This is a genomic window from Pseudonocardia terrae (assembly GCF_021343995.1).
Taxonomy (GTDB): domain Bacteria; phylum Actinomycetota; class Actinomycetes; order Mycobacteriales; family Pseudonocardiaceae; genus Pseudonocardia; species Pseudonocardia terrae.
The window spans coordinates 20,532-43,075 of sequence record NZ_JAJTTE010000037.1; the positions used below are offsets into that span (position 1 = coordinate 20,532).

A 22,544-nucleotide genomic window follows, 5' to 3' on the forward strand; every position below is an offset into this window, starting at 1 on the left:
ACGGCCCGAGGCCTCCCGCCCGGCCAACCTCCCGGCCACCGCCGCGCCCGTCATGAGTAGTGCGCTACTCACCCAGGCCGCCGGCCGCCGCCCGACTACTCATGTCCGGCGAGGCGCGGCCGTCGCCGCTCACCCGTGGCCGAGGTCGCCGAGGATGCCCTCGCAGCTGCGCACCAGCAGCCGTGCCGCCTGCCGGATCTCGCGGGAGGACGCGGGGTGCTCGGCCCGCAGCTGCCAGCGCAGGTGCTGGTCCGCGGCGGCCTTGCGGACCTGCTCGGGGGCGGCGTCGGCGGCCAGGCCGAGCCGGCTGCGTGCGTCCGTGCCGGCCGCCCCGAGCAGCAGCTCGGCCCCACTCGCCTCGTCGGGGGACAGCGGGACGGCTCCCGACCGCACGGCGTCCATCAGCGCGATCTCGGCGAACTCGTGGGCCTCCACGCGCACCCGCTCGACCTCGCGCGCCAGGCCGGACCCCGCCGGCGGGGGGTACCGCCGGACGAGCGCCTCGAGCGCCATGAGCGCCGACCGGGCCTTCAGCACCTCCGCCCGCGCCGCGAACTGGTCGGCCAGCACCGCCTGCAGCAGCGGAAGCCCGCTGGCCTGCGCGAGCGCGGCCGCGAGGTCACGGGCGCCGCTCACCTCGCCGTCGCGGACCATGCGCGTGGCCAGCCGCAACCCGAACATGCCGAACCGGTCCAGCAGCGCGGCGCGCTCGTCGGCCAACAACGGGACGTCGGTCGGCGCGGTCAGCAGCCGGTCGGCGGTGAGCAGCAACCGGTCCAGGTCCGGGGCGCGTGCGAGCACCTCGATCATCCGGTACTCACTCTCGCGCAGGCCCGCCGCGGCGGAGGCCAGCAACCCCGCCACCGGTACGACTGTCCGGCACAGTGCCCTGATCCTGGGGTCCGCGGCGTAACGCGTGGCGATCCGACCCGCGACCTCGAGGGCCTCGGGGCGGGCGTGCCCCACCTCGTCGGCACGGGCGAGCACACCCACGGTGTTCACCGGATTGCGGTCCGGCGAGCCGTCCTGGAAGGTCTCGAGGAACCGGACGTCCTCGCCGTGCACGTGGCGCATCAGGTAGACCACGGCGTCGACCTCGGCGGGAGCGCCCTCGAGCTCGGCCTCCGGGGTGAGCAGGGCCTCGGTCCGCTCGCCGAGCGCCGCGGTCGTCGAGCCCATGCCGGGGGTGTCGATCAGCGACATCGTCCGCAACGCCGGCGCCGGCCACTGGACCACGAGCCGCTCCACGTCCGTCGCGGTCACCCCCTCGAGCCGGATGTCCAGCGCCCCCTGCACCCGCCCGAACGGCACCTGCCGCGGCGGCCCCTCCCGCGGGTGCAGGTCCACGCGGTAGGTGAGCCCGTCGACGTACCAGGTGACGATGCGCGTGCACTCCCCGGCGTCGGTGGCGGCGAGCTGCTGCCCGACCAGCGCGTTGAGCAGCGTGGACTTGCCCGCCTTGACCCGGCCCGCGATCGCCACGCGGAGCGGCGCGGCGAGCCGGTCCGCCACTGCGCGCAGCTCTGCCTCGGCCGGGCCGCCGGGGTACTCGCCGATCGCCGCCTGCACGAGGGCGGCGACCCGCCCGGCGACCCCGGACCCGCTCATCGGGCCGGCTCCGGGGTCGTCGGGGCCGTTCGGGCCACCAGCTGCTCCGTGCGTGCCCGGAGCGTGGCGAAGAGCTGCAGGTCCTTCTGCAGCCGGCGCAGCTCGCCGGCGGCGTCCTCGTCGCCGCGCACCGCCTCGCGTGCCGCGTCGAGCGCCTCGGTGGCCGACCGCTGGAGCTCCTCGGCCCGCCGCGTGTAGCGCTCGCGCAGCTCCCGCTGAGCCCGCCGGACCGTGTCCCGGGAGTCCTTCGACACCTGGATAGAGAACTCCTCCACGAACCGGCGCACCGCGGTGCGCGCCGCGGCGCGGCGCTTCTCGATCGCCCGGCGCCGCTCCTCGCCCAGTGCGGCGCGGCCCATCAGCAGGCCCGCGACGATCCCGACGGGGCTGGGGATCACCAGCGCCGTCAGGTGCGTGAGCATCGTGAACATCATGAAACCGGCGTAGGTCTTCTGGAAGATCGCCATCTTCCCGGTGACCTTCTTCGGTCCTTCGAGGGCCGTCGTGTCGATCGCGAGCTGCTCCAGCATCCCCAGCGGCGCCCGGACGGTGAGGATCTGCTTCTCGACGAGCTCGAAGTGCTCGGCGACCCGGTCCGCCAGCTCGTCGGCGGCCTTGGTGAACCGCGCGTAGTTCTCCAGGGTCTCCGCGGCCAGCCGCGAGCGCAGCCACTTCTCGAACTCGTCCCAGTTCTTGGCGGGATCGCCGTCGTCGATCGCCTGCTCCGCCTCCGCGAGCACCGCCCGGGTTCGCACCCGGAGATCGAAGTCGACGTCCGAGGAGATGTCGGCGAAGCCGTCGTAGAGCACCTGCTGCCACCGTGAGCCGCGGCTGCGCAGGGTGTCCGCCCGCTCCCGCGCGCGGGTGAGCTCGGCCCGCACGTCGCCGGCGTCCTCCGGGCGGCCCAGCGCCGCGGCACGGGCCGAGAGGGCGGGGACGATCTGCCCGATCGCCGAGAGCAGATGGGCGCCGACGGTCTGCAGCGCGACGCGCTCCGCGTCCTCGACGACGTCGTCGATCCGGTGCACCAGCGGCGGGAACCCGGACTCCTCGTTCAGCTCCGCGTCGGTGGCCTCGGCCGCGGCCGACCGGACCTGCGAGGACACGGCGAAGGCGGCGACCGGCACCCCCTCCCGCGCCAGGTGCGCGAGGTCGAGCTCGAGGATGCGCCGCCAGTGCGGGTACAGGTCGATCTTGGTGAGGACGAACAGGACCGTGGGGCACAGCTCGGCCACCGTCCGCAGGAAGCGCAGCTCCGCCGCCGTGAGCTCCTGCGAGGCGTCGGACACGAACAGCACGGCGTGCGCCGAGGGCAGCGCGCTCGCGGTCACCGCGTTGCGGACCGATCCGAGCCCGCCGACCCCCGGCGTGTCCACCACGACCAGCCCGGACTCCAGCAGGGCCCGGTCCACGCCCACCGTCACCGACCGCAGGCGCCGCCGGTTGCCCGGGTTGCCGCCCTCGGCGACGTGCGCGGCGATCTGCTCGAACGCGATCGTCTCGGTCCACGGCGAGCCGATGTCGCCGTCCTCGGGCTCGTAGGTGGCCCGGGCGTTCGGCTCGGTCGCGAACTGCACGACGGTCGGGACGGCCGTGGCGATGTCGTCGTCCACGGGACACACCGATGTGGTCAGCAGGGCGTTGACCAGCGAGCTCTTGCCCTTCTTGTACTCACCGACGACGTAGACGGTGATGCCGGATCCGGACAGCAGGTCCCGGGCGCCGCGCAGCCGCTCGACGAGGTCGTCCCGGCCGTACGCGTCGGCGCCCTCGATCGCCAGGTCCACGGTCTCGCGCGCGTAGCGCACCGCGGCGCTCGGTCCCTGCTGTCGGGTCATGCTCCCCCCGGCCCGGCCACCGACCCCCCGGTGGCCCTCCCGGCGCGGTCGTGGACCGCGTCCGGTCGCGGATCAGACGTGCTCGGTCCCCGCGTCGTGGCTCCCCATGTCGCGGTGCTCCTCGTGACCGTGGTCCTCGGACCGGTCGTGGTCGTAGCGGTCGCCGTCGTGCTCGGAGCGGACGTCCTGGTGCTCGTACCGGTGCTCGTCGTCGCGGTGCTCGCCGCGGTGTTCGTCGCGGTCCCGGTGTTCGTCGCGGTCGCGGTGATCGTCCCGGTCGCGGTCGCGGTGTTCCTCGCGGTCGCGATGTTCGTCGCGGTCGCGGTGCTCGTCCCGGGTGCCCTCGAAGTGCCGGCCGTGCTCCCCGCGGTCGTGGTGCTCGTCCCGGTCGCGGTGTTCGTCCCGGTCCCGGTGTTCGTCCCGGTCCCGGTGTTCGTCCCGGTCGCGGTGTTCGTCGCGGTCGCGGTGCTCCTCGCGGCGGTGCTCCTCGCGGTCGCGGTGTTCGTCGCGGTCCCGGTGCTCGTTCCCGAAGACGTCCCCGCTGCGGGTGTGCTCGCCCGTGCCGTGCTCGGCCATGTCGGTCCCTCCTGCCCCGTGCCTCCCGGCTGGGTTCCTCGTACGGCGACCGGGCGGCCGCCGGCAGCAGTCTCGGGGCGGTCCGGGTGCGGCGTCGTGAGTAGCCGGGTACTTCCCTGCGTCCTGATACGCGCCGGACTACTCATGCGCGCACCGTCGGGCCCGCGCCCGGGTCGGCCCCGCCCGCCCGCACCGCCCCGTCGGCGGGGTCTCACCCGCCCACGCCCGCCCGCAACGCCACGCCCAGCTCCCGCCTGCCGGGCACGCCGAGCTTGCGGTAGATCCCGTGCAGCACGTTGTCGACCGTGCGGACCGACACCATGAGCTGGGCGGCGATGGCCTTGCTCGTCATCCCGGCGGCCGCGAGCGTCGCGATCTCGGACTCCCGGGACGTCAGCACCTCGGCCGCACCGAGGGACGCCAGCGGCGGGGTCGTGGCGCCTTCGCAGCGCCCGGCCCACTGCCGTGCCCGGGTGGCCGTGAGCCGGGACGCGCCCTTGCGGCCGGCGAGCTCGTGCAGGCGGGCGGCCTGGGCGGCGACCTCCGCGGCGAGCAGCAGCATGCCGTGCCGGGCGAAGACGTCTGCGACCTCGCCGAGCGCGCGGGCGTCGCCGGCGGCGAGCGCCTGTGCGTGGCGGGCGTAGGCGGGCGCGATCGGGCCGTCGACCCGCGCCGCCACCTCGGTGATCCGTTCCAGGGCCGCCTCCGCCGCATCGAGCCGCACGCAGCCGTGCAACGCCTGCAGCTCGACCTGCAGCTGGGAGACCGCGCGTGCCCGCCGGGCCGCGTCCAGCGCCCGGGACACCGCGTCACCGCCCTGGGCGGCCGCCGTCCACGCCGACGCGAGCGCCACCCACGCGTCGCCGGCCCCGCCGACCGCCTCCGCCGCCCGCTCGGCGTTCCGTAGCGCGGCCGCCGCGGCGACGGAGTCCCCCCGCATCGCTTCGGCCTCCGCGATCTGTGCCCGCACGAGCGCCAGGAACGGGAACGCTCCGTCGCGGACCGCGCCCGCCGCGTCGTGCAGCCGCTCCACGGCCGCGGCGAGCCTCCCCTGTCGGGCGAGCACGATGCCGTGCCAGCCCCCGTACAGGGCCTGGGCGACGGGTTGGCCCGCGCCGACCGCACGTCGGTGCCCGGCCTCGGCGAGCGCCGCCGCCTCCGGCAACCGCCCCAGACCGATCAGCGCGCCGCAGCTCGCCGAGTCCAGGTGCGGGAGTCCCCAGCCCGCGGCCCACGATGCCGCGGCCGACAGTGCCGCACGACCTTGCCCGGCCACGGTGAGCGCGGCCTCGTGGCGTCCCGTGCCGCACCACGCCTCGGCCGCGACGGCTCGTGCCGGGCCGGCCAGCGGGCCGAGCCGTTCGGCGTCGTCGAGGAGGGGCGCGACGGCGGCGAGCGCCTCCCCGTAGCGGCCCGCGTAGGCCAGCCCCGCCGCGCGCAGCACCAGCAGCTCCGGGCGCCGGGCGTCGGTCCGGCACGTCCGGTCGATCTCCGCGGCCAGTTCCGCCGCGCGATCCGGCGAGCCGACCCCCCACCGCAGGTTCCCGAGACGGATCACCGCAAGGCCGAGGCGTCGCGCGTCGCCGTCCGTGGCGGCGAGCACCTCGGCCAGGCCGGCGAGGACCTCCTCGGCCTCGGCCGGCCTCCCGAGCGCCGACAGCGCCTGCGCCAGCACCAGGGACGCGTCGGAACCCGCGCCGCGGCCGACAGCGGCGCGGGCCACCCGGACCGCGGCCGCCGGATCCGGCTCTGCGACCTCCGCGGCCTGCCGGGTCACCGCCACGAGCGTCTCCGACGCGACCGGCAGCCCCCCGGCCAGCCGCCAGGAGGTGGCCCGGATCCGGTCCACGGCCTCGAGGTCCGGGCCGTCGAACGTGTCCGCGAGGAGCCGGTACACCGCCCGCTCGCGCAGCGGCGAGGTCGCCGAGCGCAGCACCTCGACGTCGAGGGGATGCGCGGGCGCCACCCGCACCCGGTCGCCCACCGCGCGCGACACCAGCAGGCCCCGCTGCTCGAGCCGGTCGAGCAGGTCGGCGCCGTAGCGGTGCAGCAGGCCGTCGGCATCGAGGTCGCGGCCGAAGGCCAGGAGCTCGAGCGCCTCCTGCTCCTCGGGGAGCAGGGGGCCGATCCGGGCCCGGACCAGGTCGCTCAGCCGGCGCGTCGGGCACAGCGGCCCCACCCACCGCCAGACGCCGTCGACCGGGGAGAGGGCGCGCGACCGCAGCCCCTCCTCGACGAACTCGCGCAGGTAGGTCGCGTTGCCGCCGGTCAGGGCGTGCAGCCGGTGCACGGTCGCCCGGCCCACCTGCCCCTCCACGACCCGGCCCAGCAGCTCGGCCGTCTCGTCCTCGTCGAACTCGTGGAGGTCGACCCGTTCGAGCAGGTTCTCCTTCCAGAGCGCGAACACCGGGTCGGGCACGGCCACCTCGGTGTGTGCGGCGAGCACCAGGAAGGCGGAGCGCGTCACGGCGAGGTGGTGGAGCACGCTCGCGGAGACGGGGTCGAGGAGGTGGGCGTCGTTCACACCGACGATCAGGCCGCGCCCGTTGGTCCCCGCGACGAGGTGCCCGGCGACCTGCGTCAGCACCTGCGGCCCGTCGGGCTCCGCCCCGACCAGTACCTGGGCGAGCGCGCCGAGGGGGATCTCCGAGGCCGACCGCGTGGCCATCACCCAGCGTGCGGTCCAGCCCTCCGCGGCGGCCGCGTCGAGGACCGCGCGCGCCAGCCGGGTCAGGCCGGACCCGGCCGGCCCGACCAGCACCACACCCGCCCGCGCGCCGGGCCCGGACCGGATGCGGCGCACCCGGGCCAGCTGGGCGGCGCGGCCGACGAAGGGCCAGTTGCGCACCATCACGGCCGCCCGGACGCCCCGAAGACGGACGGGACGACCGGCACCCCCGGGACCGGACGCGGATCGCCGCGAGCGGGACGGTCGAGAGCACAACTCATCGAGACCTCACACGCGAGTCCCACCGCCCCGAACCGCCCCCCGCGGATCGGCACCCGGGACTCTGCCCATGTGGCGCCGTGCTGCCAACCGCGGCTCCGCGAATTCATCCGCCTGCCGCAGTGCGCGCCCCGGACGGCCCGGATCGGGCGCGTGGGGGACTCGCCGAGGACCACCTGGTACGGGCGGGACCGGCCCGACGACCCCGCCCGCCTCCGCATGCAGGGTCGTTCGACCCGGACCCTTCCCACCGTTACCCGACGACGGCGTCCCCGCCGCGGGGTCGGGCAGCCGGCTGGGCGGCTCTCAGACGTTCACCTGCGCGTACTCCTCGCCGGCGGTGTTCTCCACGACCACGCCCGCAACCTGGTCGGCGGGGACGCCGGCGCTGCCGTCGAGGTGGACGCCGCCCGCCTCGCCCTGCGGCGGGACCACCCAGCCGCCGGCGATCTCCCGGGAGCCGTCCTTGGCCACCACGACGAGCCGGCAGTGCTCGCCCGCCGGGACGCCCTTGACGTTCGCCGCGAGCCGCACCCAGCCGTTGGCCGGGGTCACGGTGACCGCGGCCGTCACGGCGCCCTGGGTGGTCTCCATGGTCCGGGCACCGGCCGCCACGGTGGTGGCCGGTGCGGTCGGGGCGAGGGCCCGACCGGCGACTATCCCGCCGCCGAGCAGCGCCGCGGCCACCACCACCGCGGCGACGGCGCGGGTCAGGAGCCGCCGGCGTCGCTCGCCGGCGCGCTCGTCGCGGATCTCGCGCAGCGCCCGGTGCAGCACCAGGTCGCTGTCGGGCGGGCCCTCCAGCAGGGCCTCGTCGGGCAGCTCGTCCAGCGTGCGGGTCATCGCGCGCAGGTCCTCCCACTCGGCGCGGCACTGCGCGCACCCCTCCAGATGAGCCTCGACCGCGGTCGACTCCTCGGGCGTCAGCAGCCCCAGGACGTGCGCGGACAGCTCGCCGCCGTCGATGCCGCAGGTCGTCATCCCGGCACCCCCTCCACGGTCGGGCCGAGCGCCGTGCGCAGGGCGCGCAGCGCGTAGTACGAGCGGGACTTCACCGTGCCCGGCGGGACCCCGAGCACCTCGGCGGCCTCGGGCAGCGTCCGGCCGCGGAAGTAGACCTCGGCCAGGACGTCGCGGTGGTCGGGCGAGAGCCGTTCCAACGCGGGCAGGACGGTCAGGGCGTCGACGACCCGGTCCGCGTGGTCGCCCGTCGGGACCGGGGGAGCGGCGTCCTCCTCGACCTCCGACGGCCGGGCGCGCTGGGCCCGCACCCGGTCGGTCACCAGGTTGCGCGCGACGGTCAACAGCCAGCTGCGGACCGAGCCGCGGCCGTTGGTCAGCACGTCGGAGTGCTGCCACGCGCGGACCAGGACCTCCTGGACGACGTCCTCCGCCGCCGCCCGGTCGCCGAGGAGCCGGGTGGTGAACGCCAGCAGCGCCCGCCCGTGCTCGGCGTAGACGGCGCGGATCAACGCCTCGTCCGGGTCCCGTGGACCCCTGCGTTCCCGGGCGCCGCCCCGCGCCCGGTGACCCGACCCGACCATGCACGCTCCCGGAGAGACGACGGACGACACCGCGGGCGGAACGGGCCGGGCCCACCGGCGGTCCCGTCTCCCTGCGGGCGCGGTGAGGGTAGCGAAGTCCACGTCAGCGACACGGACGCACCGCGTGAACGGTTCACGCCAAATTCTTCCGGTTTTTTCCGGATCCGGTGAACCGCTCCGGGCTCGCGCCCGTGTCCGTCGGTGAACGCTCCCCCACGAACGAGGTGATCCGATGAGGACACGCGGCCCGATGCTGACACTGCTCGCCGTGCTGGCGGTCGGCCTGGCGGTGTTCGCCGTGAACACGGTCCTGGCCCGCGGTCCCGCCGACGAGCCCGCCGTGACCAGGACCGCGCAGTCCGGTTCGACGGGCGCCGACGGCTACGGCATCCCCGCCGCGCAGACACCCCGGGCGGCACCCCGGGCCCAGGTCGCCCCCGAGGCCGCGCCCCAGCAACAGGCCCAGCGGCAGGCGGAGGCCGCCCCCGTCTCCGGCGCCGCCTTCGCCGGCCGCTCCGCCGGCAACGAGGTGACCGTCGCGATGGGCGTCGAGGGGGACGAGGTCGTCGCCTACGTCTGCGACGGCAAGAAGGTCGAGTCCTGGTTCGAGGGCACGGTCAACGGCGCGAAGCTGCAGCTCAGCGGCGTCGACGGCGACCTGACCGCCGACGCGACCGACAAGGCCGTGTTCGGGACGGTGGCCGTCGGCGACCGGAGCTGGCCCTTCTCGGCGCAGCCCGAGGACGCGCCCGCCGGGTCGGCCACCGACCGGACCGTCCTGAAGAAGCTCGGCACCGCCTGACCCCGATCCCCCGGAGGACCCCGTGAGCCGCTCCCCGCGCGCCGGTGCCACCGACCTCGGGTACGACCCCGAGACCGGCACCCGCTCCGAGCACCACCCCGACCACGCCGTCGGCTTCGACACGGCCGACACCGGCTACCGGCTCGAGTACGACCCGGGCCGCTTCGACCCGCCGACGGACCCGAACCTGCCGATCGTCCCGACGTACCTCGGCGCCGGGATGCAGGAGGCCACCACCTCGATCTTCGCCGCCGTGCCCGCGCAGGCCGGTCGTGAGGAGAGCGCGGACGACAGCTGGGCCGACCCCACCTGGGGCCATCGCTCCTGGGACCGCCCGGACCACGACGACCACGATCACCAGGGCGACTACGGCGTCCACACCGACTACGCCGGCTACGCCGACGGGGCCGACGGTCTCGGCGAGTTCGACCGGTTCGGCGGGTTCGACGGGGCCGACGGATTCGGCGCATTCGGCGGATTCGCCGGGGTCGGCGCCGCCCCGGACCCGCACGGTGCGCTGCCCGCCCCCGCCCTCGCAGATGCCCCGGCCCGCCCGGGCACCCGGCTCGCCGCCCTCGTTGTCCCGGTCGTCGTCGGGGTGGCGATCTCCGTCGGCCTCGGCGTGTACGCCCGCGTCCACGAGGGCACCGGCACCGCCATCAACCTGGCCGGCTTCTCCAGCGGACTCGCGGCGAAGAGCTGGCTCACCGCGGCCGCGTTCGTGCTGGTCCTGGTGCAACTGTGGACCTCGATGCGGATGTACGGCCGGATCGGGCGGAACCGTCCCGCCGGCCCCCGGACGGCGACCGTGCACCGCTGGGCCGGCCGCCTCGCCGTCCTGGTGACCATCCCGGTCGCGGTGCACTGCCTGTACGCACTCGGCTTCTCCGACGCGAACCTCCGCGTGCTGGCACACTCGCTGCTCGGCTGCTTCTTCTACGGTGCCTTCGCCGCCAAGATGCTCGTGCTGCCCCGGCACGACGCCCCGCGCTGGGCCCTGCCCGTCCTCGGCGGTCTGGTGTTCACCGTGCTGACGGGCCTCGTCCTCACGTCCGCGGTGTGGTTCTTCACCACCAAGGGCCTGACCTTCTGATCCCCGGAGACCCCACCATGAGCCCCCGCTCCCCCCTCCTGACGACGGCCGCCCTCCTGAACCGCAGGACCGTCCTCGCCGGCACCTGCGCCGCCGGGTGCGCCGCCCTCGCCGGCTGCGCCACCTACTCGGCGTCGTCGAAGCCCGAGGCCGCCCCGCAGGCGGGCGGCACCGCAGCACCGCAGCCCGGCGGGGCGGCGGCCCCGCTCGTGAAGACGGCCGACGTGCCCGTCGGCGGCGGCGTGATCCTGGCCGCGCAGCAGGTCGTCGTGACCCAGCCGACCGCGGGCCGGTTCAAGGCGTTCTCGACGACGTGCACCCACCAGGGCTGCGAGGTGACGTCCGTCGCGGACGGCTCGATCATGTGCCCCTGTCACGGCAGCTACTTCTCCGTGACCGACGGTGCGCCGACCCAGGGACCTGCGAAGAAGCCGTTGCCCGAGAAGGACGTCACGGTGTCGGGCGACTCCGTCACCCTGGCCTGATCAGAGGCCCAGATCACGACGGTCACGGCTGACCGTGCCCCGTGCGCTCACTAGACTCCGCACAACCCCGCGTAGCGACGACGCACCACGGCGTGTGCGCTCGCCGGGGTGGGTGAGGAGTTGCGCGGATGACATCAGGCAGGGCACCGCAGGACGCCCCGACCGACCAGGTGGACGAGCGGGAGCTCAGCGAGAACGCCCCCGAGCCGCCGGAGCACCTGGTGCTCGCGGCCGAGTTCGAGGACGCCACCCGCGAGCAGTGGGCGGCGGCGGTCGACGGCGTCGTCCGCAAGTCGGGGCGGATCGGCGAGGATGCGCCGCGGGGCGCGGGCGTCGAGAAGCTCGCCTGGGACACCGCCGACGGCATCCGCGTCCAGCCGCTCTACACGGCCGACGACGTCGCGGACCTGCCCGCGACCGGCGTCCCCGGCGCGCTGCCCTTCGTGCGCGGCTCCCGCGCCGGTGGGCACGTGCCCGCCGGGTGGGACGTGCGCCAGCACCACGCCGCGCCCTCGGCGGCGGCGGTGCACGACGCGCTGCTGGCCGACCTCGAGAACGGCGTCTCCTCGGTGTGGCTCGCCGCCGGGACCGGCGGGGTGCCGGTCGCCGAGCTGGGGGCGGCGCTCGAGGGCGTCATGCTCGACCTCGCCCCGGTCGTGCTCGACGCGCGCGAGTCGGCCGAGGAGGCCGCCGAGGCCTTCCTGAACCTCGCGGAGGAGCGCGGTGTCGCGAAGGACGCCCTCCTCGGCACGCTCGGCCTCGACCCGATCGGCCTGCGCGCCCGGTCCGGCTCCGGTCCGGCGGTCGAGTCCGTGGTCCCGCTCGCCACCCGCGTCGCGCGGGAGTACCCGCAGGTGCGGGCCGTGGTCGTCGACGCCACCCCGGTCCAGGAGGCAGGCGGGTCCGAGGCGCAGGAGCTGGGCTTCTCGCTGGCCGCAGGCGTGGCCTACCTGCGCGCGCTGACCGAGGCCGGCCTCGCGGTCGCCGACGCCGCCCGCGTGCTCGAGTTCCGCTACTCGGCCACTGCCGAGCAGTTCCCGACCATCGCCAAGCTCCGGGCCGCCCGCCGGCTGTGGGGCCGGGTCCTCGAGGCGTCCGGCGCGGACGGCCCGGGCCAGGCCCAGCACGCCGTCGTCTCGCCGACGCTGTTCAGCAGGCGCGACCCGTGGGTGAACATGCTGCGCGGCACGGTCGCCGGGTTCGCCGCCGGGGTCGGCGGCGCCGACGCCGTGACGGTGCCGCCCTTCGACATCGCGATCGGGGAGGCGGAGCCCTTCTCCCGGCGCGTCGCGCGCAACACCCAGTCACTGCTGATCGAGGAGTCGCACCTGTCCCGGGTGATCGACCCGGGTGGTGGCTCCTGGTACGTCGAGCACCTCACGGACGACCTGGCCCGCGCCGGATGGGCCTTCTTCCAGGAGCTCGAGGCCGCGGGGGGCGCCGTCGCCGCCCTCGACTCCGGCCTGCTCGCCGGGAAGGTCGAGGAGGTCCGGGCGAAGCGGGAGAAGGGTGTCGCGACCCGGCGGACCCCGCTCACCGGCGTCAGCGAGTTCCCGGACCTCGACGAGAAGCCGGTCGAGCGCACCCCGCTGCCCGAGCCGGTGGTGCGCGGCGGCCTGCCGCTGTACCGGCCCGCGGCGGCCTACGAGGCGTACCGGGACCGGTCGGACGAGATCCTGGCCGAGACGGGGGCACGACCGGCCGTCTTCCTGGCCACCCTCGGCCCGCTGGCGGCGTACGCCACGCGCGCCGGGTTCGCGCGCAACCTGCTGCAGGCCGGCGGGCTCGCCGGGCCGGAGGCCGGCCCGACGGAGACGCCGGAGGAGGTCGCCGAGGCCTTCCGCAAGTCCGGCTCCACGGTGGCGGTCCTCTGCTCCACCGACGCCCTGTACGGCGAGCGGGCCGAGGCGACGGCCGCCGCGCTGCGCGAGGCCGGAGCCGCGCGCATCCTGCTCGCCGGCAAGCCCTCGTCTCCCGGGGGTTCCTACGACGGTGTCGACGGGTACCTGTTCGCCGGGTGCGACGCCCTGGCCGTCATCGACGACGTCTACACCGCGCTGGAGGTCGCGAAATGACTATCCCCGACTTCACGAAGGTGGACCTGGCCCCCGGTGCGGCGCCCACGGCCGACTGGGCCGGCGGTCCGGCGGGCTGGGAGGCCCCGGAGGGCATCGAGGTCAAGCCGTTCTACAGCGCGGCGGACACCGAGGGCCTGGACTTCCTGCGCACCTACCCGGGCATCACGCCGTACCTGCGCGGGCCGTACCCGACCATGTACGCGAGCCAGCCGTGGACGATCCGCCAGTACGCGGGCTTCTCCACGGCCACCGAGTCCAACGCCTTCTACCGCCGAAACCTCGCGGCCGGGCAGAAGGGGCTGTCGATCGCGTTCGACCTGGCCACGCACCGCGGCTACGACTCGGACCACCCGCGCGTGGGCGGCGACGTCGGCATGGCGGGCGTCGCGATCGACTCGATCTACGACATGCGGCAGCTGTTCGACGGCATCCCGCTGGACAAGATGTCGGTGTCCATGACGATGAACGGCGCGGTGCTCCCGGTGCTCGCGCTCTACATCGTCGCGGCGGAGGAGCAGGGGGTGAAGCCGGAGCAGCTCGCGGGGACCATCCAGAACGACATCCTCAAGGAGTTCATGGTCCGCAACACCTACATCTACCCGCCGCAGCCGAGCATGCGGATCATCTCGGACATCTTCGGCTACACGAGCCAGAAGATGCCGAAGTTCAACTCGATCTCGATCTCCGGGTACCACATCCAGGAGGCCGGGGCGACCAACGACCTCGAGCTCGCCTACACCCTGGCCGACGGCGTGGAGTACCTGCGGGCGGGCATCGACGCGGGTCTCGACGTGGACAAGTTCGCGCCGCGGCTGAGCTTCTTCTGGGCCATCGGCATGAACTTCTTCATGGAGGTCGCCAAGATGCGGGCCGCGCGCCTGCTCTGGTCGAAGCTCGTGAACCAGTTCTCGCCGAAGAACCCGAAGTCGCTGTCGCTGCGCACGCACTCGCAGACGTCGGGCTGGTCGCTGGCGGCGCAGGACGTCTACAACAACGTCGTCCGCACCTGCATCGAGGCGATGGCGGCCACGCAGGGCCACACCCAGTCGCTGCACACGAACTCGCTCGACGAGGCGCTGGCGCTGCCCACCGACTTCTCGGCACGCATCGCCCGCAACACCCAGCTGCTGCTGCAGCAGGAGTCCGGCACCACGAAGGTCATCGACCCGTGGGGCGGCTCGTACTACGTCGAGAAGCTCACCTACGACCTGGCCCGCCGGGCGTGGGGGCACATCGCCGAGGTCGAGAAGGCCGGCGGCATGGCCCGGGCGATCGACGCCGGCATCCCGAAGCTGCGTGTCGAGGAGGCCGCGGCCCGCACCCAGGCCCGCATCGACTCCGGCCGCCAGCCGGTGATCGGCGTGAACAAGTACGTGGTCGACTCCGACGAGGTCGTCGAGGTCCTCAAGGTCGACAACGCGCAGGTGCGCCGCGAGCAGATCGAGAAGCTCGAGCGGCTGCGCGCCGAGCGGGACTCCCGCGAGGTCGACGCGGCGCTGGAGAAGCTGACGAACTCGGCGTCGGCCATCGCCGAGGGCGCCGAGCGCGGCTTCGACCAGAACCTGCTGGCCCTGGCCGTCGACGCCGCCCGCGTGAAGGCCACGGTCGGCGAGATCTCCGACGCGCTGGAGAAGGTGTTCGGGCGGCACTCCGGCCAGATCAGGATCATCTCCGGCGTGTACTCCGAGGAGGCCGGGGCCAGCCCGGCGATCACCCGTGCCCGCGAGCTCGTCGCCGGGTTCGCCGAGGAGGAGGGCCGCCAGCCCCGCATCCTCGTCGCCAAGATGGGCCAGGACGGGCACGACCGCGGCCAGAAGGTGATCGCGACGGCGTTCGCCGACCTGGGCTTCGACGTCGACGTGGGCCCGCTGTTCCAGACCCCGGCCGAGGTGGCGCGGCAGGCCGCCGAGGCCGACGTCCACGTCGTCGGGGCCAGCTCCCTCGCCGCCGGGCACCTCACGCTGGTGCCCGAGCTGAAGGAGGAGCTGGCGAAGCTGGGCCGCGAGGACATCATGGTCGTCGTGGGCGGCGTGATCCCGCCGGCCGACGTGCCGCAGCTGATCGACATGGGCGCCGCGGCGGTGTTCCCGCCCGGCACCGTGATCGCGGAGTCGGCCGTCGAGCTGCTGGGCAAGCTGTCGGCGGCGCTGGGGCACGGGGAGCACGCGGAGGCCGGGTCGGAGCACGGCGACTGATGCCCCGCAAGCCGCCGGACGTCCCGACGCTCGCCAAGGGCGTGCTCGACGGCAACCGCACGGTCCTGGCCCGTGCGATCACGCTCGTCGAGTCGAACCGCGCCGACCACCGGCAGGCGGCCCAGCAGCTGCTCCTGGAGCTGCAGCCGCACGCCGGTGGCGCGACCCGGGTCGGGATCTCCGGCGTGCCCGGGGTCGGGAAGTCGACCTTCATCGAGGCGCTCGGCACCCGGCTGACGGGGGAGGGGCACAAGGTCGCGGTCCTGGCCGTCGACCCGTCGTCCACCCGGACGAAGGGGTCGATCCTGGGCGACAAGACCCGGATGGCCGCCCTCGCCGTCGACGACAACGCGTTCATCCGGCCCTCGCCGAGCGCCGGCACGCTCGGCGGGGTCGCCCGGCGCACCCGCGAGACGATGGTGCTGATGGAGGCCGCCGGCTACGACGTCGTGCTGGTCGAGACGGTCGGCGTGGGCCAGTCCGAGGTCACCGTGGCCGGGATGGTCGACACCTTCCTGTTCCTCACCATCGCCCGCACCGGCGACCAGCTGCAGGGGATCAAGAAGGGGATCCTGGAGCTGGCCGACGTCGTCGCCGTGAACAAGGCCGACGGGCCGCACGAGCGGGAGGCGAAGGCCGCGGCCCGCGACCTCGCCGGTGCCCTGCACATGATGGCTCCGTCGAGCGAGCACTGGCGGCCCAAGGTGCTCTCCTGCAGCGCGCAGACCGGGAAGGGCCTCGACAAGGTGTGGGGCACGGTCCTCGAGCACCGCGCCGCGCTGGAGAAGGCCGGTGCGCTCGCGTCGCGCCGCGCCGACCAGCAGGTCGAGTGGATGTGGGCGATGGTCCGCGACCAGTTGATGGACCGGCTGACCGGCGATCCCGGGGTGAAGGAGCGGCTGCCCGCGCTGACCGACGAGGTCCGTACCGGGGAGCTGACGCCGACGCTCGCGGCGCAGGAGATCCTCGACCTGCTGGGCTGACGGCCGCGCGGCCGGGCCGAGGTCCTCGGGGTCCGTGGCGTCATCGGGGTCGCCGGAGTCGCCCCGGACGCGCCGGGACCCGGACGAGACAGGCGGCGCAGGTCGGCGCATGCTGGGGGCGTGACGGACCTGGCGGGGCGAGCCCGGGAGCGCGCGCAGGCGCATCCCGGCGACGCCCCGCGTCCGGACGGGACCGCGGCCGAGGCGGGCTCGTCCCCCGACGCGGACACCCGGCCCACCCGGTCGGACGCTCCCACCCCGTCCGACGCCCCCACCCCGTCCGACGCCCCGACCGTCCGGCTCACCTCCGCCGGGGAGCCGCGGCCCTACGGCCGGCACGGCACGTGGCTGCTGGTCAAGCGGACCGTTGTGCGGGCCTGGGACGACAACATCTTCAGCGAGTCCGCGGCGGCCGCCTTCTGGCAGACGCTGTCGCTGCCGCCGCTGCTCCTGGGGCTGCTGGGCAGCCTCGGTTACATCGGCGGCTGGTTCGGCCCCGACACCATCGGCCTCGCGGAGCAGCAGATCCTGCGCGGCGCGTCCACGGTCTTCAGCCGCAACGTCGTCGAGGAGATCATCGCGCCGACGGTCTCGACGCTGCTCACCACCGGCCGCAGCGAGCTGGTGTCGCTGGGCTTCGTGATCTCGCTGTGGTCCGGGTCGTCGGCCATGTCGTCGTTCGTCGACGCGATCACCCGGGCGCACGACCAGTACGGTGTCCGCAACCCCGTCTGGCAGCGGATCCTGGCACTGCTCATGTACCTCGTCGCGCTGACCGGCGGGATCATCTCCCTGCCGCTGCTGGCCCTCGGACCGGACCGGGTGCCGAAGCTGCTCCCGGCGTCGTGGCAGGACCCGGCGGTCACGTTGATCGGCTGGCTGTACTACCCGGTGCTCGGGTTCGTGCTGGTCTTCGCGCTGACCACGCTCTACAAGCTCGCGCTCCCGGCCAAACCGCCGTGGCACCGCGGACTTCCGGGCGCGCTGCTCGCGGCCGTGGTGTTCCTGGCCGGGGTCACCGGGCTGCGGGTCTACATCAGCTGGCTCACCACCACCGGCTACACCTACGGCGCCCTCGCCGCGCCCATCGCCTTCCTGCTCGCCGCGTTCTTCATCGGGTTCGCCATCGTGCTGGGCGCCCACTTCAACGCCGCGGTGCAGCACTACTGGCCGAAGCGCCTCAAGGACCGCCGCAACGTGGTGCCCCAGCCACCACTCCCGTAACGCTCCCGAGATCGGCTCCGAACGCCCGCGGTCGACGACGACCACGGAGGTGTCCGCGTGCTGACCCCGGGCGAGACGAAGGACCTGATGCGGCGCTTCGAGGCCGCCATGAACGAGCGCCGGCTCGACGACCTCGACGCGATCGTCGCGCCGGACGTCGTGCGGCACTGCGAGGCGACGCCCGGAGTCGTCGTCACGAACCTGGAGCAGTTCAAGGACTTCCTGCGGTTCGACACCACGGTCTTCCCGGACAACAAGCAGACCTTCGAGCACATCGTCGTCGACGGGGACATGGTCGGGCTCTGGGCGACGTACGAGGGGACACAGGAAGGCGACTTCGGCCCGTTCCCGGCGACGGGGAAGTACGCGAAGTTCAGCTTCGGATCCGTGTTCCGGCTGTCCGGTGGCCGGATCGCGGAGTGGTGGATCACCTGGGACAACACGGCGGTCCTCCGGCAGCTCGGGCATCTACCGGGCTGACAGGGGGCCGCGTCGGCGGCAGGATTCCCGCCATGACCTCACCGGGGGCGTGGCTGCGCCGTCACGATCCCGGGCTGTCCGCGGTCCGGCGGGCCGCGCGCGTCACGATCGTCGCCTGCCTGGGCTTCTACGTGTGCCGGTACGTCCTCGGCGAGCCGGAGATGGCGGCGTACGCACTGTTCGGGGCGGTCGCGCTCGGCGCGCTCTCGCAGATCCCGGGCCCGCCGGCCCGGCGGGCGCGCACGCTCCTGGCGATGCTGCCCGTCGGCGCCGTGCTGATCACGCTCGGGACGCTGCTGTCCTTCGACCTCGTGGCCGCGACGGCCGGGATGTTCGTCCTCGGGTTCGCGGTCAGCTTCGTCGGTGTGGGCGGTCCGCGGCTGGTGGGGCTCGCCGCCGGCGCCCAGCTGCTCTACATCCTCCCGTGCTTCCCGCCGTTCGACCCGGGATCGCTGGGGTGGCGCATCGCCGGCTTCGCGATCGCCGTCGTGCTGCTGACGGCCGCCGAGCTGGTGCTGTGGCCCGACCGGAGCCCGCCGCCCTACACCGGCCGGCTGGCCGCGGCCGTCGACGGGCTGGCCGGATGCCTCGACGCGGTGGCCGACGCCTGGTCCGGCCGGGGCCCGAACCGGCTCGAGGCCCTGCTACCGGAGGCGGTCGACGCCGCCGATGCCCTCCGACCCTCGCGGCTCCCACCGGGCCAGGCGCCGGCCTCGGCGAGCCGCCGCGACCACGCCCTGGCCACGGCCGCCGGGACGGCGCGGCTGCTGCTCGGGCGCACCGCCGACCTCGCCCTGGCCGACGACCGCGAGGCCGCGGACCTGCCCGCCGCGGCGGCCCTGCTGCGCGTGGTGTCCGGCTGCGCCGCGGCCGCCGCCGCGTGGCTGCGCGGGGAGGGCGAGCTCCCCGACACCGACCGCGTCGCCGAGGCGCTGCGCGAGTTCCGGGCGGCCCGCGAGGCGGTCCCGCCCGACGGCCTCCCGCCGGAACGGCTGCGGCTCGGGTCGATGGCGCTGCAGCTGGGGGAGTGGACGAAGACGCTGGTCACCGCGCTACGGGTGGCCGCGGGCGCGCCGATCCCGCCCGACCCGACGCCGGCCTCGGCCCGGCCCGGCGTGTTCTGGTTCGCCCACGAGCCGGGGTGGGCCCTGCTCTGGCACCGGGTGCGCGAGCACCTGACCCCGCGGTCCGTCTACTTCCAGGGCGCCCTGCGGCTTGCCGTGGCCCTCGCCGTCGCCCGACTGCTGGCCGGGGTCTTCGACCTCTCGCACGGGTTCTGGGTGCTGCTCACCATCCTCACCGTGCTCCGGACGACCGCGGCCGAGACCCGCGCCCTGCTGCGGCCGGCGCTGATCGGCACCACGATCGGCGCGCTCGTCGCGGCCGGTCTGCTGGTGCTCGGCGTGCCGTCGACGACGTACGCGGTCCTGCTGCCCGTCGTCATGCTCGTCGGCTTCGCGGCCGGTCCGCTGCTCGGCCCCGGCTGGGCGCAGGCGCTGTTCACGCTCGTCATCTCGATGGTGTTCGCGCAGGTCAGCCCGGCGGACTGGCATCTCGCCGAGGCCCGGCTGCTCGACGTCGCCGTGGGCGCCGCGATCGGCGTGGTGATCGGCCTGATCGCCTGGCCCCGGGGCGGGACCGGCGAGCTGCACCGCGCCGCGGCCGAGTTCCTCGCCGACTCCGCCGGCGTGGTCCGCGAGACGGTCCGGGTGGTCGCCGAGGGCGCCCGCCCCGCCGACGCCCTGCCCCGCTCCCGTCGCACCGGCCGGCTCGCCGAGGCCTCCTACGCGCTGTACCAGAGCGAACGGCACCCACGGCCGGGCGCGGTCGACTGGCAGGCGACCCTCGTGGCCGGGCACCACGCCGTGCGCGGTGCCGAGGCGCTGCTCCGCGAGTGCCCGACCGGCCGCCTGCTGACCTGCGTCGGCCCGCTCGACCTCGCCGCGGCCGACGTCGCCGCCCGCTTCGAGCACGTCGCCCTCGGCCTCGCCCGCCGCGACCGCACGGCCCTGTCGGCGCCGACCCTCCCGGAGCCCGACCTCGACTGGCCCACCGACCTCGGCGTGGACCTCTTCCACCTCGCCGACCTGCGGGTCTGGCTCGACGGCCTGCGCGACGACCTCTCCCGGGTCATGACGGCCCCGGCCGCCGAGCCCGTGTCCCCCGGCGCCGGCGTCCGCGTGCGGCTGGCCCGGATCGCGGACGGGGCGCCGGGCTGAGGCCCGCCGGCTCGACCTCGCTCAGCCCCGGAACGCGGCGACGGCCGTGCCGAGCGCGCCCTGCAGCAGTGCCGCTTCGGAGGGCAGCGTGAGCCAGGTGAAGCCGAGCTCGCGGAAGATCGGGGCCCAGGCCGGGGCGCCGCAGTAGACCCCCACCGGCATGCCCGCCTCCCGGCACCGCGCGGTGACGGACCGGAGGAGGTCGCGGTACTCGTCGTCGTCGACCGGCGGGATCGCGGCCCGCCCCGAGCTCAGCGAGAGGTCCGACGGCCCGACGAAGATCGCGTCGACCCCCTCGACCTGCAGGATCGCCGGGAGGTCCTCCACCGCCGCCATGGTCTCGACCATGATCACGCAACGGCCCCGGGCGAGGACGTCCGCGCCGGTCCAGCCCACCCGCGTCGGACCGAAGCTGCGCACCCCGGCCGGCGGGTAGGCGCAGGCGGACGCCGCGGCCGCGGCCTCCGCGGCGGAGTCGACGAGCGGGACGATCACGCCGTCGGCCCCGCGGTCCAGGGCCCGCGCGATCGCATGCGGCGCGTTGTGCGGCACCCGGACCAGGGTGGGCACGCCGCGGAGCGCCTGGAGCGAGGCGAGCAGGAAGTCGTCGTCGAGGAGGCCGTGCTGGGCGTCGAGGCAGACCAGGTCCACGCCCGAGGAGCCGACGATCTCGGCCGTGGTGGGGGAGGGCAGCTGGCACCAGCCGGCGACGGCGCCGTCGAAGGAGAGGCTCATGACCCCTGACCCTGCCCGCTCGGCGCGCCTCGCGGGAAGCGGGGCGCGGCCACCGTACGGTCACGCGGTGCTCGGGGTCAGTCACGCCACGTCCGGAGCGGCCCTCGGGCTCGCGGTCGCGGGGCTCGCCCCGCAGGTCGTCGGCACGTCCCCGACCGCGGGCACGATCCTGACCTTCGCCGGGGTCACGGCCGGGGCGGCCCTCCTGCCCGATCTCGACCACCCGTCGTCGACGGCGAGCCGCCGGTTCTCCTGGGCCTCCTGGCTCGCCGCGCACGCCGTCCGGCCGCTGTCGGCGCTGGTCTTCCGGCTCACCCGCGGCCCGCGGGACACCGGGCGCGGCACGCACCGCGGGCTGACCCACACGCTCGCGGGGGCGCTGTTCCTCGCCGCGGCCGTCGGGGTGGCGAGCGCGCGCTGGGGCACCCCGGTCACCGCGGGCGTGCTGTTCGTCTGCCTCGCGCTGGCGATCAAGGGGCTCGACGGCCTGGTGCCCGGCCCGCCCTCGCTGGTCATCGCCGCCGGGCTGACCTGGCTGGCCGAGGAACGGCTCCCCGGTGGCACGGCCGGTACCGCGGGCTGGCTCGGCCTCGCGGTCGGGCTCGGGATGCTGGTGCACTCGCTGGGCGACGCCGTCACCGAGTCCGGCGCCCCGTTGCTGTGGCCCCTGCCGATCGGCGGCCGGAACTGGTACCCGATCGGCAGCCCGCGGCCGCTGCGGTTCCGGGCGGGCGGGCGCGTGGAGGCCCTGCTGGTGGCGCCGCTGCTCACCCTCGGCACCCTGGCACTGGCGGTCTACGTGGTGCCCGGGGCGCTCGACGTCGTGCTGGCCCTGCGCGCCCGCCTCCTCGCGGGCGGATGATGGTCGACGTGAGCGACTGGAGCCTGCCCGCCCGGCCCGTGATCGGGATCCTGCACCCCGGGGCCATGGGTGCCGCCCTCGGCTCGGCGCTGAAGGCCAGGGCCGGCGCCGTGATCTGGGCCGATGCGGGCCGTTCCCGGGCGACGTCGAAGCGCGCGGAGCTGGCCGACCTGATCGCCGTGCCGGACGTCGGGGAGCTGGCCCGCCGCGCCCACGTCGTGATCTCGATCTGCCCGCCCGGTGCGGCGCGCGAGGTGGCCGAGCAGGTGGCCGAGGCCGTCGCCGGGCAGGACCGCACGCCGCTGTACGTCGACGCGAACGCCGTCTCGCCGGCCACGGTCACGGGGATCGGCGGCCTGTTCCCCGACGGGTCCGTGGTCGACGGGGCCGTGATCGGGCCGCCGGCGTGGGAGGCGGGCACCACGGTGCTGTGGCTCTCGGGGCCGCACGCGACGACGGTCGAGGCGCTGTTCGCCGGGACCCCCTTCGCGGCCCGCACCCTCGGGGCCGAGCTGGGCACCGCGAGCGCGCTCAAGGCCTGCTTCGCCCTGCAGAGCAAGGCGTTGCCCGCGATCTGGCTGGCGCTCGACGAGGCCGCCCGCACCCTCGGCGTCGACGGCCCGCTGCGCGCGGAGCTGGCCCGGACCGGCGTCGACTACCCGACCGAGCTGGCCGCGGTGTCGGCGCGTGCGAAGGAGAAGGGCTGGCGGTGGGTCGCGGAGATGGAGGAGGCCGCCGACGCCCTGGCCGCGGCCGGGGTGCCCGAGGGCTTCTCCCGCGCCGCGGCCGAGATGTACCGGCGCGCCTGAACTCCCGGCTCGGGCGTCCAGAGCTCCCGAGTCGCGGGTTCGTAGCTCCCGACTCGCGGGTTTCGT

At 75.2% G+C, this 22,544-nt stretch carries 18 protein-coding genes; 11 read left to right on the top strand and 7 right to left on the bottom strand.

Annotated features, from left to right (window positions below):
• Nucleotides 1-129 precede the first annotated feature (129 nt).
• From LWC33_RS23050 to LWC33_RS23075, 6 genes are all read right to left on the bottom strand, one after another.
• Nucleotides 130-1,608 (bottom strand): dynamin family protein, encoded by a 1,479-nt coding sequence (locus tag LWC33_RS23050; RefSeq protein WP_233306527.1) that lies wholly within the window; start codon nt 1,606-1,608, stop codon nt 130-132.
• Nucleotides 1,605-3,446 carry a dynamin family protein gene (locus tag LWC33_RS23055; protein ID WP_233306528.1) on the bottom strand — a complete coding sequence of 614 codons (1,842 nt, stop codon included), beginning with the start codon at nt 3,444-3,446 and terminating at the stop codon, nt 1,605-1,607. Before LWC33_RS23055 ends, LWC33_RS23050 begins: the two co-directional genes overlap by 4 nt.
• Before the next feature lie 72 nt (nt 3,447-3,518).
• On the bottom strand, nt 3,519-4,022 hold the full coding sequence (locus LWC33_RS23060; protein ID WP_233306529.1) for a hypothetical protein: 504 nt from the start codon (nt 4,020-4,022) through the stop codon (nt 3,519-3,521).
• A gap of 211 nt (nt 4,023-4,233) precedes the next feature.
• Entirely contained in the window at nt 4,234-6,873 is a 2,640-nt protein-coding gene (locus LWC33_RS23065) for a helix-turn-helix transcriptional regulator (protein ID WP_233306530.1), read from the bottom strand.
• Between the two features lie 402 nt (nt 6,874-7,275).
• A complete protein-coding gene (locus LWC33_RS23070; RefSeq protein WP_233306531.1) occupies nt 7,276-7,950 on the bottom strand; it encodes an anti-sigma factor family protein in 675 nt (224 codons plus the stop codon).
• Nucleotides 7,947-8,513 (bottom strand): sigma-70 family RNA polymerase sigma factor, encoded by a 567-nt coding sequence (locus tag LWC33_RS23075; RefSeq protein ID WP_233306532.1) that lies wholly within the window; start codon nt 8,511-8,513, stop codon nt 7,947-7,949. Before LWC33_RS23075 ends, LWC33_RS23070 begins: the two co-directional genes overlap by 4 nt.
• A 232-nt stretch (nt 8,514-8,745) precedes the next feature.
• On the opposite strand from LWC33_RS23075, the gene LWC33_RS23080 reads away from it, so the two are divergent.
• From LWC33_RS23080 to LWC33_RS23120, 9 genes are all read left to right on the top strand, one after another.
• Entirely contained in the window at nt 8,746-9,315 is a 570-nt protein-coding gene (locus tag LWC33_RS23080) for a hypothetical protein (protein ID WP_233306533.1), read from the top strand.
• Nucleotides 9,316-9,337: 22 nt separating this feature from the next.
• A complete protein-coding gene (locus LWC33_RS23085) occupies nt 9,338-10,408 on the top strand; it encodes a DUF6529 family protein (protein ID WP_233306534.1) in 1,071 nt (356 codons plus the stop codon).
• A gap of 17 nt (nt 10,409-10,425) precedes the next feature.
• Entirely contained in the window at nt 10,426-10,893 is a 468-nt protein-coding gene (locus LWC33_RS23090; RefSeq protein ID WP_233306535.1) for a Rieske (2Fe-2S) protein, read from the top strand.
• 128 nt (nt 10,894-11,021) lie between these two features.
• Nucleotides 11,022-12,968 (top strand): methylmalonyl-CoA mutase family protein, encoded by a 1,947-nt coding sequence (locus LWC33_RS23095; RefSeq protein WP_233306536.1) that lies wholly within the window; start codon nt 11,022-11,024, stop codon nt 12,966-12,968.
• On the top strand, nt 12,965-15,166 hold the full coding sequence (scpA, locus tag LWC33_RS23100; protein ID WP_233306537.1) for a methylmalonyl-CoA mutase: 2,202 nt from the start codon (nt 12,965-12,967) through the stop codon (nt 15,164-15,166). Before LWC33_RS23095 ends, scpA begins: the two co-directional genes overlap by 4 nt.
• Nucleotides 15,166-16,149 (top strand): methylmalonyl Co-A mutase-associated GTPase MeaB, encoded by a 984-nt coding sequence (gene meaB / locus LWC33_RS23105; protein ID WP_233306538.1) that lies wholly within the window; start codon nt 15,166-15,168, stop codon nt 16,147-16,149. The genes scpA and meaB overlap by 1 nt, the downstream gene beginning before the upstream one ends.
• Nucleotides 16,150-16,497: 348 nt before the next feature.
• Entirely contained in the window at nt 16,498-17,373 is an 876-nt protein-coding gene (locus LWC33_RS23110; RefSeq protein WP_233306572.1) for a YihY/virulence factor BrkB family protein, read from the top strand.
• 57 nt (nt 17,374-17,430) lie between these two features.
• Nucleotides 17,431-17,853 (top strand): ester cyclase, encoded by a 423-nt coding sequence (locus LWC33_RS23115; protein WP_233306539.1) that lies wholly within the window; start codon nt 17,431-17,433, stop codon nt 17,851-17,853.
• 32 nt (nt 17,854-17,885) lie between these two features.
• Nucleotides 17,886-20,072: an FUSC family protein gene (locus LWC33_RS23120; protein ID WP_233306540.1), complete on the top strand. Its 2,187-nt coding sequence runs from the start codon at nt 17,886-17,888 to the stop codon at nt 20,070-20,072.
• A 21-nt stretch (nt 20,073-20,093) separates the two neighbouring features.
• Here the strand turns inward: LWC33_RS23120 and LWC33_RS23125 are convergent, their stop codons facing one another.
• Nucleotides 20,094-20,807, bottom strand: a complete 714-nt coding sequence (locus LWC33_RS23125) for an HpcH/HpaI aldolase family protein (protein ID WP_233306541.1) — start codon at nt 20,805-20,807, stop codon at nt 20,094-20,096.
• Between the two features lie 67 nt (nt 20,808-20,874).
• Here LWC33_RS23125 and LWC33_RS23130 point away from each other — a divergent pair, with 67 nt between their 5' ends.
• Nucleotides 20,875-21,669 carry a metal-dependent hydrolase gene (locus LWC33_RS23130; RefSeq protein ID WP_233306542.1) on the top strand — a complete coding sequence of 265 codons (795 nt, stop codon included), beginning with the start codon at nt 20,875-20,877 and terminating at the stop codon, nt 21,667-21,669.
• Nucleotides 21,670-21,677: 8 nt separating this feature from the next.
• Nucleotides 21,678-22,478 carry a DUF1932 domain-containing protein gene (locus LWC33_RS23135; RefSeq protein ID WP_233306543.1) on the top strand — a complete coding sequence of 267 codons (801 nt, stop codon included), beginning with the start codon at nt 21,678-21,680 and terminating at the stop codon, nt 22,476-22,478.
• The last annotated feature ends 66 nt before the right edge of the window (nt 22,479-22,544 follow it).

Bases quoted from the DNA above. Each gene is read 5' to 3' on its own strand.
- scpA (WP_233306537.1), top strand. From the start codon at position 12,965: ATGACTATCCCCGACTTCACGAAGGTGGACCTGGCCCCCGGTGCGGCG.
- LWC33_RS23090 (WP_233306535.1), top strand. From the start codon at position 10,426: ATGAGCCCCCGCTCCCCCCTCCTGACGACGGCCGCCCTCCTGAACCGC.
- LWC33_RS23080 (WP_233306533.1), top strand. From the start codon at position 8,746: ATGAGGACACGCGGCCCGATGCTGACACTGCTCGCCGTGCTGGCGGTC.
- LWC33_RS23060 (WP_233306529.1), bottom strand. From the start codon at position 4,022: ATGGCCGAGCACGGCACGGGCGAGCACACCCGCAGCGGGGACGTCTTC.
- LWC33_RS23055 (WP_233306528.1), bottom strand. From the start codon at position 3,446: ATGACCCGACAGCAGGGACCGAGCGCCGCGGTGCGCTACGCGCGCGAG.
- LWC33_RS23050 (WP_233306527.1), bottom strand. From the start codon at position 1,608: ATGAGCGGGTCCGGGGTCGCCGGGCGGGTCGCCGCCCTCGTGCAGGCG.
- LWC33_RS23125 (WP_233306541.1), bottom strand. From the start codon at position 20,807: ATGAGCCTCTCCTTCGACGGCGCCGTCGCCGGCTGGTGCCAGCTGCCC.
- LWC33_RS23095 (WP_233306536.1), top strand. From the start codon at position 11,022: ATGACATCAGGCAGGGCACCGCAGGACGCCCCGACCGACCAGGTGGAC.
- LWC33_RS23065 (WP_233306530.1), bottom strand. From the start codon at position 6,873: ATGGTGCGCAACTGGCCCTTCGTCGGCCGCGCCGCCCAGCTGGCCCGG.
- LWC33_RS23070 (WP_233306531.1), bottom strand. From the start codon at position 7,950: ATGACGACCTGCGGCATCGACGGCGGCGAGCTGTCCGCGCACGTCCTG.
- LWC33_RS23075 (WP_233306532.1), bottom strand. From the start codon at position 8,513: ATGGTCGGGTCGGGTCACCGGGCGCGGGGCGGCGCCCGGGAACGCAGG.
- LWC33_RS23120 (WP_233306540.1), top strand. From the start codon at position 17,886: ATGACCTCACCGGGGGCGTGGCTGCGCCGTCACGATCCCGGGCTGTCC.
- meaB (WP_233306538.1), top strand. From the start codon at position 15,166: ATGCCCCGCAAGCCGCCGGACGTCCCGACGCTCGCCAAGGGCGTGCTC.